The 11,831-nt window shown below is 64.1% G+C and carries 9 protein-coding genes; all 9 read left to right on the top strand.

The window, feature by feature from the left end:
• Positions 1–284: 284 nt before the first annotated feature.
• Positions 285–2,261, top strand: a complete 1,977-nt coding sequence (locus SH602x_RS18270) for a protein kinase domain-containing protein (protein ID WP_479473685.1) — start codon at positions 285–287, stop codon at positions 2,259–2,261.
• A gap of 140 nt (positions 2,262–2,401) precedes the next feature.
• On the top strand, positions 2,402–4,822 hold the full coding sequence (locus SH602x_RS18265) for a chemotaxis protein CheA (protein ID WP_479473684.1): 2,421 nt from the start codon (positions 2,402–2,404) through the stop codon (positions 4,820–4,822).
• 16 nt (positions 4,823–4,838) lie between these two features.
• Positions 4,839–5,279, top strand: a complete 441-nt coding sequence (locus tag SH602x_RS18260; RefSeq protein WP_479473683.1) for a chemotaxis protein CheW — start codon at positions 4,839–4,841, stop codon at positions 5,277–5,279.
• Positions 5,280–5,379: 100 nt separating this feature from the next.
• Positions 5,380–7,338 (top strand): methyl-accepting chemotaxis protein, encoded by a 1,959-nt coding sequence (locus SH602x_RS18255; RefSeq protein ID WP_479473682.1) that lies wholly within the window; start codon positions 5,380–5,382, stop codon positions 7,336–7,338.
• A gap of 25 nt (positions 7,339–7,363) precedes the next feature.
• Positions 7,364–7,735, top strand: a complete 372-nt coding sequence (locus tag SH602x_RS18250; RefSeq protein ID WP_479473681.1) for a response regulator — start codon at positions 7,364–7,366, stop codon at positions 7,733–7,735.
• 72 nt (positions 7,736–7,807) lie between these two features.
• The gene (locus SH602x_RS18245) at positions 7,808–8,872 is read left to right on the top strand and encodes a protein-glutamate methylesterase/protein-glutamine glutaminase (protein WP_479473680.1); all 1,065 of its coding nucleotides are present in this window, start codon (positions 7,808–7,810) and stop codon (positions 8,870–8,872) included.
• Positions 8,865–9,695 (top strand): CheR family methyltransferase, encoded by an 831-nt coding sequence (locus SH602x_RS18240; protein WP_479473679.1) that lies wholly within the window; start codon positions 8,865–8,867, stop codon positions 9,693–9,695. Before SH602x_RS18245 ends, SH602x_RS18240 begins: the two co-directional genes overlap by 8 nt.
• Positions 9,696–9,732: 37 nt before the next feature.
• On the top strand, positions 9,733–10,236 hold the full coding sequence (locus tag SH602x_RS18235; RefSeq protein WP_479473678.1) for a chemotaxis protein CheX: 504 nt from the start codon (positions 9,733–9,735) through the stop codon (positions 10,234–10,236).
• Between the two features lie 214 nt (positions 10,237–10,450).
• Complete coding sequence (locus SH602x_RS18230; protein ID WP_479473677.1) at positions 10,451–11,803, top strand: outer membrane protein assembly factor BamB family protein; 1,353 nt, start codon at positions 10,451–10,453, stop codon at positions 11,801–11,803.
• Positions 11,804–11,831: the final 28 nt, after the last annotated feature.

The following is an 11,831-nucleotide window of genomic DNA, read 5'->3' as shown; positions in this document are numbered from 1 at the left end:
CTTCCGCCAGCATTCCCAGCAGCAGAAACGTCACGATCGCCGGCGGGCCGAATTCGCCTTGCGCTCCTGCAATCGCGGGCGAAGAACTCTTCCTGCCGACCAATCTCCACGGCGCGGCGGCGCGAAACTGGCGTAAGATCAGGGGTATGGGGATCACGGCGCCTGGAAAATCGGCCGACGGCGGGATCGAGTTCCCGAGCGCGATTTCCGGCAGCGAGTCTCCGACGGAGGGGCGTTTCGCGCCTCCATTCCCATGATTCTTACATCGACGGCTTCCATCGCTCATGGATTCGCTAACGCCGCGTGCGCTCGATCCGCTGCAAGGTCTCCGCGAAAGCGTCGAGGCGAGCGGACTGCTACCGACGGATCGAATCGCGGCCGCGTTCGAGGGAGCGAACGGAGACTCGCAGGCGCTGGAACGCCTGCTTACGCAGGAAGGATGGCTGACGCCGTTTCAATACGGGGAATTGAAGGAGGGTCGGGCCGCAGAGTTGCGCGTCGGCAACTACGACATCCTCGACCGGCTCGGCGCGGGCGGCATGGGGACCGTGTTCAAGGCCCGGCACCGGCGGATGAAACGTATCGTCGCGCTGAAGGTGTTGTCGCCGAAGCATTCCGCCAACCTGATCTTCGTCAAACGGTTCCAGCGCGAGGTCGAAACCATCGCCTGCCTGGGACACCCGAACGTCGTCATGGCGTACGACGCGGACGAGGCGGAGATCGGTCACTTTCTGGTGATGGAGTTCGTCGACGGCGTCGATCTGGCGGTCGCCGTCAAGCGCGAAGGACGCTTCGTCGTCTCGCGGGCGGTGGAGTGCATCCTTCAGGCCGCTCGGGGCCTGGCCTACGCACACGCTCAGGGAATCATTCATCGCGACATCAAACCGCATAACCTGCTGCTCGATCGCAGCGGCGCGGTGAAGGTGACCGACCTGGGGCTGGCCCGATTGAACCATGGAGCGGACGGGGCCGCCGAAGGGACGGAAGTGACCATGGCAGGCGGGGTGATCGGCACGCCTGACTACATGCCTCCCGAACAGGCGTACGACGCGACCACGATCGATCATCGTGCCGACATCTACAGCCTGGGCTGCACGCTGTACTTTCTGCTCGCCGGTCGACCTCCGTTCGCGGGAACGTCGTTCATGGCCGTGCTGATGAATCATCGCCAGGGCGAGATTCCTTCGCTGACGGCGATCCGCCCGGAAGTTCCGCAGCGACTGGACGACCTGTTCCGGAAGATGCTCGCCAAGGAGCCGGCGGCGCGCCTGCAGCGCATGGTCGACGTGGTCGACGAACTCCAGTCGATCGCGCAGTCGCTCGGTCCTTACGACGCCGCGCGGGTTCCGACCGAAGCGACGATGGAGATGCCGCCGACGTTCGTCGCGACCGCGGCAGGATCGACGATCGCGACGGCGCAGATTCCCGACGCGACGATGGCGATCGTCCCGGGCATATCGCCGACGACCGTGCTGGTCGTCGAGCCGTCGCGAGTTCAGGCGTCCATTATCCGGAACCTGCTCGAAGAACGGATGCACGTCGTCGTCGCGACGGTCGCCACCGGTCAGGCTGCCCTCGCGGCCGTGCGCGAATATCGTCCGCGTGCGGTCGTCTCCGCCATGCATCTGTCCGACATCGACGGCGGAGAACTGGCCCGGCAGATCGTCTCCGAGATCGGGCACGAAGCGCCGGGGTTCCTACTGGTGACAAGCGAATCAGACGAGGGGGCCTCCGTTTCTCTTGGCGACTTGAGCGGGGTGCGACTGCTGCATAAGCCGTTCACTGCGCCTCAAATGGACGAAGCCCTGCGACTGGTCGCGGCCTCGTCGTCCGGACCGCGAAAGGTCGCCGGAGCGTCCGCCGTCGATCGCGCGGCTGCCGCGAAACCGCATCGCAGCGAATTGCGGGTTCTGATCGTCGACGACAGCAGCGTCGCGAGAATCCATGTGCGAACGGTCCTCGAAGGGCTCGGTTTTTCGCAGTTCGTCGACGCTCCGGACGGCGCCCATGCGATCGCGATCGCCTCGAACGGAGGCTTCGACCTGATCGTAACGGACTACAACATGCCGCTGATGGACGGGCGCGCGCTCGTCAGCTACCTGAAGCAGAATCCGGCGACGGCCGGGATTCCAATTATCATGGTGACGTCCGAGACCGATCGGGCGGCGCTCGACGTCGTGCTCAAGCTCGGCGCCCTCGCGGTTCTCGACAAGGCGTTTCGACCGAACGAGGTCGGACCGCTTCTCGATTCGCTGTTCTAGGATTCGCTGTTCTGCGGGCAGGGATCGTCGGATCAGGGCAACGGGCCGGACGCGCAGATCGGCTGTTCGTCGTACGTCACGCCACGGAGGAGGAAGAATCGCGGTTACGGGGCCTGCTCGATGCAGGCGAGAAGTACCAGATGGCGACCTCCAACGACGACATTCTTCGCGAGTTCCTGCTGGAAACGCATGAGAATCTGCTGCTGCTCGATTCGGATCTGATCGCGCTCGAGAAGAACCCGACCGAGAAGAGCACGCTCGGCCAGGTCTTTCGCACCCTGCACAGCGTGAAGGGCACCGCGGGCTTCATGGGGCTCGAGAAGCTCCAGGCGGTCGCGCATGCGGCGGAGAACCTGCTCAGCCGACTGCGATCCGGCGACCTGCTGTTCGATCCGACGATCGCGACCGCGTTGTTGCGTACAGTCGACGCCGTGCGCGAGATCCTCGCCAGCATCGAAGCGGACGGGGGAGAAGGCACCGGCGACTACACCGCATTGCAGGCCGAACTCGATCGCTTGCGTACCCAGTCTGCATCGTCTCAGGCCGCCGGTTCTCAGGCCGCCGTCGCACAGGCCGTGCAGACGGAGCGATCGCTCCCGCCGGCGGAGCCTGCAATTGCTACCGCGGCGCCGACTCCGCCGACGAACGACGATCGCCGAGCTTCTGACGAATCGCTCGCGGACAGCGAACCCATCGTCGATTCGATCCCTGAGGCCGGACAGACTGCCGCCGGACCGGCCGCTCCACACGCCCCGCCGGCGCCGACGGTAACGGCGGTTCACGACGTCGCGTTGATCGCCGCGGCTACCTCGGAGACGATGACGGAAGAGGCTGTCGAACCGCGGGTGTCCCAAGTCGCGGATTCCAATATTCGCGTCGACGTCGGCGTGCTCGATAACCTGATGACGCTGGTCGGCGAACTGGTTCTCGCCCGAAATCAGATCCTGCAGTACAGCGACACGCATGAAGACGACGGCTTCCTGGGCGCCGTTCAGCGGCTGAACCTGCTGACGACCGAGTTGCAGGCCAGCGTCATGAAGACGCGGATGCAGCCGATCGGGACCGTGCTGAACAAGTTTCCGCGCATCGTGCGCGATCTGGCTCTCGCTTGCGGAAAGAAGGTCCGCTTCGAGATGGAGGGCCAGGAGACCGAACTCGATAAGACGCTGATCGAGTCGATCCGGGACCCGCTGACGCATATGGTCCGAAACGCGATCGATCACGGCATCGAATCGCCGGACGTGCGCGTCGCTCGCGGGAAGTTCGAGGAGGGGCGTCTGCGGATGGACGCGCGGCACGAAGGCGGAAAAGTCATCGTCGAGATCAGCGACGACGGATCGGGCATCGACGCGAATCGCGTTCGCGACAAGGCGATCGCCGCGAATCTCGTTTCGCCGGAAGCCGCCGCCCGGATGTCGCGTCCGGAGTTACTCCGCCTGATCTTCCTGCCGGGCTTTTCGACGTCCGATCGCGTGACCCAGTTTTCCGGCCGCGGCGTCGGCATGGACGTCGTGCGCACGAACATCGAGAAGATCGGCGGCGTCGTCGACCTGGAGAGCGTTCCGGGGCAAGGGACGACGATCCGCGCCAAGATCCCGCTGACGCTCGCGATCATTCCGGCGTTGATCGTCGTCAGCGGGGACGAGCGCTACGCCATTCCGCAAGTGAGCCTGCTGGAACTCGTGCGCATCGAGGCCGACGACCTCGCACGCGGCATCGAGAGAGTTCAGGGGGCACCGGTCTATCGCCTGCGAGGCGCCCTGCTGCCGCTGGTCTTTCTCGACGAGCAATTGCAGCTTGCCTTCGCCCCTCCGCGCGATCGCGACCTCAACATCGTGGTCGTGCACGCGGACGATCGACCGTTCGGACTGGTCGTCGACGCGATCCGCGATACTGAAGAGATCGTCGTCAAGCCGCTGCAGAAACAACTGAAGGGGATCGGCGTTTTCGCAGGGGCGGCCATCATGGGCGACGGCCAGGTCGCGCTCGTCCTGGACGTGTTGGGATTAGCGCAGCGGTCGAAGGTGATCTCGGGCGCGAAGAACTCGGCGCGGGCCGACTGCGAGCGTTCGCCCGCGAAGGATGAGGGGGAGATTCATTCGCTGCTCTGTTTCGAACCTTGCGACGGCGGGCAGATGGCGATCCCGCTCGAACGGGTGACGCGACTCGAAGAGTTCTCCCGGTCGAAGTTCGAACGACTCGGCGACCGACAGGTCATTCAATATCGCGGCGGCATCTTGCCGCTCGTCGACGTCTCCCGGGAACTGCGACGTCTGACCGGCCAGGTCTCCGCCGCGGAGGACCGTCCGAAGACCCGGTCGCGCGCGGTCGAAGGGGACGATGCCGTTCCGGTCGTCGTCTGCGAGATCGGCGAAGACCACGTCGGACTCGTCGTCGGAAGAATCCTGGACATCGTCGACGAACGGATCCCCATTCGTTCTCGAGCCAACCGGCCCGGCGTGTCGTTCACCGCCGTCGTACAGGAGCGGGTCACCGAGTTCATCGACGTCGACGCGATCGTACGCGACGCGACGTCGAACGTTTCGCATCCTGTCGCTTGAGGATCCGTTTCCCGATATGTCCGCCGTCCGTCAATTTTGCACTTTCTTCGCGGGCGACCATTATCTGGGGCTCGACGTGCTCAGCGTTCAGGAAATCGTGCGCTACCAGACGATGACCCGCGTACCTTTGTCGCATCCGTCCGTCCGCGGACTGATCAATCTCCGGGGACAGATCGTCACGGCGATCGACCTGCGTCGACGGCTCGATCTGCCGGACCGCAGCGAGGACTCCGCGTGCGTGAACGTGGTCGTCCGAACCGACGACGGCGCGGTGAGTCTGCTCGTGGACGAAATCGGCGACGTGCTCGAGGTGGAGGAGCGTCAGTTCGAGCGTCCTCCGGAAACGTTGCAAGGCGCCGCGCGGGAACTGATTCAGGGCGTCTACAAGTTGCCCGAGCGACTGCTGGTGATACTCGACCCGGCGCTCACCGTCTCGCTTCCCGCAATCCGCGACTGAAGATCCTCGAACCAATATTCGCTCGACGAGATCGAGCGGCTTCGAACCGAACGACCCGGCGCGGAGACCTCCGCATCACGAGGCAACTGAAAGAGAATCGATGAAGATGGCGAAACGTGCGACGAAACCGGCGACGGGGGTCACGAAAGTCTCGGCGGCCGCATGGCTGAAGATGGCGGCCGGAGCGCTCGACAGCGTTCAGTCCAATATCTTCGTCGCGGATTCCGAGTTCGTGATGATCTACATCAATCCCTGCGCCAAGCAGACGTTGAACCTGCTCGCGTCGGAGATCCGCGAAAGCTTCGGCGTCGACGTCGACGATCTGATCGGGTCGTCGATTCACGCGTTCCACAAGGACGTGCGGCGCGTCGAGAGTCTGCTCACCGATCCGGCGGCGCTTCCGCATCAGGCGGAGTTCTCGTTCGGGCGCGTCACGCTGCAGGCTCGCATCAATTCCATGATCGGACCCGACGGCCAGACGCAAGGCTACGTCGTCGCGTGGGAGGATATTACTTATCGTCAGCGCCTGGAGCTCGACTACGCCGGACAGATCACCTCGATTCTGCATTCGCAGGCGGTCGTCGAATTCGAGATGGACGGAACGATCACGAACGCCAACGAGATCTTTCTGGAGACGGTCGGTTACTCGCTGGACGACGTCCAAGGGCAGCATCACCGCATGTTCGTGGACAGCGAGACCGTCGACACGGCCGAGTATCGCGACATGTGGCAACGTCTGAATCGCGGCGAGTGCGTCTCCGGAGAATTCCGACGCGTCGGCAAAGGCGGGCGACGGATCTACCTCCAGGGCGTCTACAGCCCGATCGTCGACAAGCAGGGAAAGCCGTTCAAGGTCGTCAAATACGCGACCGACGTCACCGAAGATCGGCTGAAGAACGCCGACTACGAGGGCCAGATCGCGGCCATCCGCCGGGTGCAGGCGGTCGTGGAGTTCGATCTGGACGGCGTCATCCTGGACGCGAACTCGGCGTTTTTGCAGACGATGGGATATCGACTGGACGAGATCAAGGGTCGCCATCACAGCCTGTTCGTCGATCCGGACCAGGCAGCCAGCGCCGAGTACCGCAAGTTCTGGCTCGACCTGGCGTCGGGCAGCAAGAAGTCGGGACGCTTTCGCCGGTTCGCCAAGGGCATGAACGAGGTCTGGATCGAAGGGTCGTACTTCCCGATCCTCGACTACGCCGGCAAGCCCTTCAAGGTCGTCAAATACGCGACCGACGTGACGCAGCTCAAGCAAGTCGAGAAGTCGCTGGAAAGCACTGCCCAGACGCTGGCCAGCGCGGGGCAGGAACTGACCGCCGTCAGCCAGCAGATGGCGTCGAATTCGGAGGAAACGTCTTCTCAGGCCAGCGTCGTATCCGCTGCCGCCGAGCAGGTCAGCCGCAACGTCGAAACGGTCGCCGGCGCCGTGGAGGAGATGGGCGCGAGCATCAAAGAGATCGCCAAGAACGCGCAGGACGCCGCGCGCGTCGCGACGTCAGCCGTTAAAGTGGCGGAAAAGACCAACGCGACCGTCTCGAAACTCGGCGAAAGCAGCGCCGAGATCGGAAACGTCATCAAGGTGATCACCTCGATCGCGCAGCAGACCAACCTCCTGGCGCTCAACGCGACGATCGAGGCGGCCCGTGCGGGAGAAGCCGGCAAGGGATTCGCGGTCGTCGCCAACGAAGTGAAGGAACTCGCCAAACAGACGGCGAAAGCGACCGAAGACATCAGTCGCAAGATCGAAGCGATTCAGTCCGATACGAAGGGCGCCGTCGACGCGATCGCCCAGATCGGGTCGATCATTCGTCAGATCAACGACATTCAGACCGCGATCGCCGGCGCCGTGGAAGAGCAGACTGCGACGACGTCGGAGATCGCACGTAACGTCGCGGAAGCGGCGCTCGGAAGTCGCGAAATCGCCGAGAACGTGATGGGCGTCGCCGACGCGGCGCGGGGAACGACGGAAGGCGCCGCGAATACGAAGACTTCGGCGGACGAGCTGGCGCGACTGGCGCTGGAACTGCTGAAGCTGGTTTCGATGCTCGAAGGATGATACGACTCGATCAAGAGGATCCGTCATGCATGCCCTGGTGATCGACGATTCCCGCGCCGTGCGCATGCTGATCGGAGCGATCCTTCGCGAGCAGGGATTCCTCGTCGACGAAGCGAAGCACGGTCAGGAGGGCCTCGAAGCGCTTCGGAGAGATCCCGACATCGGACTGGTTCTGGTCGACTGGAATATGCCCGTGATGGACGGCCTGGAATTCATTCAGGCCGTTCGCCGCGAAGCGCAATGGAACTCGGTCCGGATCGTGATGGTGACGACCGAGTCGGAGATCGAACAGTTGCAGCGGGCGATCGCCGCCGGCGCCGACGAGTACGTGATGAAGCCCTTCTCTCCGGAAGTGCTCGTGGCGAAGCTTTCGCTCATGGGAGCGTTCGAGTCTTAAGTCGTCGATCTTGCGACGGTCGCGATTCGATCGCCCGGCACGCTCCTTGACTGTGCGAAACGCACGAGACGTATGCAGAAGATTCGCGTGCTGATCGTCGACGACTCGTTCGTCATCCGACGCGTCGTCGCCGAGGAACTCTCCAAGGCCGGAGATATCGAGGTCGTCGGCAAGGCGGAGACGGGTCGCATCGCCCTGGTCAGAACGGCGGAGCTGAATCCGGACCTCGTCATTCTCGATATCGAGATGCCGGAGATGGACGGACTGGAGGCTCTGACGCACCTGCGGCAGACCCATCCGCAGACCCCCGTCATCATGTTCAGCTCGCTGACGGAACTCGGCGCCGCGGCGACGCTCGACGCGCTCGCGCGTGGCGCCTCCGACTTCTTCGCCAAGCCCAAGGGCGCGGGCGGTCTCGAAGGCTCGCGCGTTCTGATCCGGACGGAACTTATTCCCGCGATTCGCGCTCTGTGCTCGCGAAAGTCGCGCCCGATCGCCCAGGCGATTCCGCATACGACGTCTCCGGAGCATCCGCGAGCCGCGACCCGTCGCGACCGCGTCGATCTCGTCGCTATCGGGGCCTCGACCGGCGGCCCGAACGCGCTGGCCGGGTTGTTCGCCGCTCTGCCGGCCGACTTTCCTGTGCCGATCGTCGTGGTCCAGCACATGCCGCCGATGTTCACGCACCTGCTGGCGGAGCGGTTGAGCAAGCATTCGAAGATCCCGACCGTCGAGGCGACGTCGGGGATGGAGCTCGAAGCCGGCAAGGCCTGGATCGCGCCGGGCGATTATCACCTGGTTCTCGAAAAAGTCGGATCGCAATTCGTGACGAGAGTTCATCAGGAGCCCCACGAGAACGCCTGTCGTCCCGCCGCCGATCCGTTGTTCCGATCAGCAGCGGATCTCTTCGGGCGACGCTGTCTGGCCGTCGTTCTGACCGGGATGGGCCAGGACGGGCTTCGCGGGTGCCAGGCGATCCATGCGGCGGGCGGGCAGATCGTCGTGCAGGACGAAGCGACCAGCGTCGTCTGGGGCATGCCGGGCTTCGTTGCGCGGGCCGGGCTCGCCGACGCGATTCTGCCGCTTCCGTCGATCGGGGAAGAGATCGCCCGAAGAGCGAGAGCCGGTCGTGGCTGACGCGGTCGTCTCCGAAGCCGATTACGCTTTCGTCGCGAAGGTCCTCCGCGAACGCTGCGCCCTCGTGCTCGAAGCGGGCAAGGACTACCTGATCCGGTCGCGCCTCTCGCCGGTCGCGAAACTGCACGGCCTGGAGTCGGTCGGGGCGCTGATCGAGCGAGTGCGCACCACCGGCGACGCCGTGTTGACCGGCGAAATCGTCGAAGCGATGGTCACCACCGAGACCTCGTTTTTCCGCGACGTGCATCCTTTCGAGGCGCTGCATCGCTCGGTCCTGCCCGAACTGATCTCGCTTCGCCAGTCGCGTCGGCAATTGAATATCTGGTGCGCGGCGAGTTCGAGCGGCCAAGAACCCTACTCGATCGCGCTGCTGCTGAAGGAACGCTTTCCGGAACTTACCGACTGGCGGATCAACCTGTTCGCCACCGACATCTCGAACGAAATGCTGCGACGCTGTCGGAGCGGCCTCTATTCGCAGACCGAAGTGAATCGCGGCCTGCCGGCGGCCATGCTGCTCAAGTGGTTTCGACAGGAGGGGGCGTCCTGGAGGCTCGACGATCAGGTGCGGAACATGGTCACGTTCTCGCAGATGAATCTCGCCGAGCCCTGGCGTCCGATGCCGATGTGGGATCTGGTCTTTCTTCGGAACGTCATGATCTATTTCGACGTTCCGATGAAAAAATCGATTCTCGGACGCGTGTCGAAGACGCTCAGCCAGGACGGCTACCTGCTGCTGGGCGGCGCCGAAACGACGCACAATCTGGACGAATCTTTCCGCCGCGTCGAAACGCTGAAGTCCGGCTTCTACCGCTTGAAGTCCTGACGCGCGTCTCGGCCTGACTACATTGGACGGACCCTTTATGAGCGAGTTCGCAAGATCCCCCCTCCTCCGGCAGGAGGTCGCTGACGCGTTCGCGGTCTCGACCGTGACGGCTCTTCAGGAGATGACCCGGACCGAAGCGAGCGCCGCTCCGTCGCCGCAGTTCCAAGTCGAAGGATTGTCCTGCTTCGACGTCTCGGCGCGGATCGAGCTGACGCGGACGAACCCCGGCGCCCTCTCGATCATCCTCGCGACCGAGACTGCTTCGCGTCTGGCCGAACGCTATCTTCCCGCGGAATCGACCGCGAGCGCGGAAGTCATCGAGGACTTCGTCGGCGAACTGGCGAACGTGATCGCCGGCCAGGCCAAGACGATGCTGAAGGGGACGCCGTACCACTTCGGATTGTCCATTCCGATCGTCCGCCCGACGTCCGATCTTCTGCGGCTGCATGACCTGTCGGCGGCGACGCTCGCAGCGTCGATCGAATCGGAGGTCGGTCCCTTGCTGGTCTTCGTCGAGCTGCCGCCGTCGCCCGGCGCGTAATCCGTACGGCGAGATTCGAATCCGCAGGCAGTCGCGGAAACGACGATCGCTCGGACTTGGGTCGATTCGCATCGCCGACGCCCGCGCCGGAGAAGACGCCCTTAGTCGTCGATGCAGTTGTCGATGCCCCGGGCGAACAGTCTACTGCGGGGCGTGCTCGTTCCTGCGTCTTCGTTTTTTCATGCTTCCTTTCGATCGTCAAGGTTCGCCGACTATGCATGCACGAACGCTCGTCGTCCTGGTTCTGACGACTCTCGGCGTCTGTTCGTCGAACGTCCGGGCCGAGGAGTGGCCGCAGTTCCGGGGCCCGAACGCCGACGGAGCGACGGCGTCGAAGCTTCCCGAGACGTGGAACGAAACGACGAACGTTCTCTGGAAGAAACCGCTCAAGGGCGAAGGATGGTCCTGCCCCGTGGTGTGGAACGGTCAGGTGATCCTCACCGCGGCGACCCAGGTCGACGGAGAAGCGGCGCCTCAGGCGGCCGCAGGGGGCGGACGTCGTAGCGAACTGGTCGATCGGACGTTTCGCTGGGAAGTTCTGAGCCTCGACGCCTCGACCGGCGAGGAACGCTGGCGGCGAACGGCGTTCGAAGGTCGCCCGCCGCTGCCGCGGCATAGCTCCAATACGTACGCGACCGAAACGCCGGCGACCGACGGCGAGCGGATCTACGCCTACTTCGGCATGGTCGGGGTCTACTGCTTCGACATGAACGGCGAGCCGTTGTGGTCGAAGGACTTGGGCAAGTACGAAATGCGCGCTGGCTGGGGCACGTCGAGTTCCCCGGTTCTGTACGACGGGAAGCTCTACCTGCAGGTCGATAACGAGCAGCAGTCGTTCCTCGTCGCGCTGGACGCGAAGAGCGGAGAGGAAGTCTGGCGGGCGAAGCGGGAGGAAACGTCGCAATACAGTTCGCCGATCGTCTGGCGCAACAGCCTTCGCGCGGAGATCGTCGCAGGAGGTCAGACCGCCCGATCGTACGATCCGGCGACCGGGGCGCTCTTGTGGGAACTCGATATGTCGAAGGGACGAAGCTCGGCGACGCCGCTGGCGGCGGGAGATCGTCTCTACATCGGCACCGAACTGCGCAATCGCGAAGGTGGCGACGACATCGGCGGCGGCTACCTGTTCGCCGTGAAGCCAGGCGGGTCAGGCGACATCACGCCCGCCGCCGACGAAACGACTGGCGAACATGTCGCATGGAAGATCGCGGAATCGGGAATCCAGATGGCGTCGCCCGTCCTCTGCGCAGGACGTCTCTACCTGTTCGATCGTCGCGGCGGCATCGTGCATTGCGTCGATGCGGGCACGGGCGAAACGGCCTACCTGGAGCGCATCTCGGGAGCTCGCGCCTTCTGGGCCTCGCCTTGGACGGACGGCGAACGCGTCTACTCCCTCGACGAAACGGGGACGACCTTTGTGCTGGCCGCCGGTCCCGAACTGCAGGTCGTCCAAGAGAACAAGCTGGACGGACTCGCGTGGTCGACGCCCGCCATGGCGGACGGCGCCATTTTCCTGCGTACGGCGGAAAATCTTTACTGCATCGCCGACGACGGCAAGGAAGAGTAAGCCTGGCGCGAAGTCGGCGGTCGCGGGT

This window comes from Lignipirellula cremea, assembly GCF_056501455.1.
The sequence above is the reverse complement of the archived record's forward strand: the minus strand, read 5'-3'. Positions and strand labels throughout refer to the sequence as shown.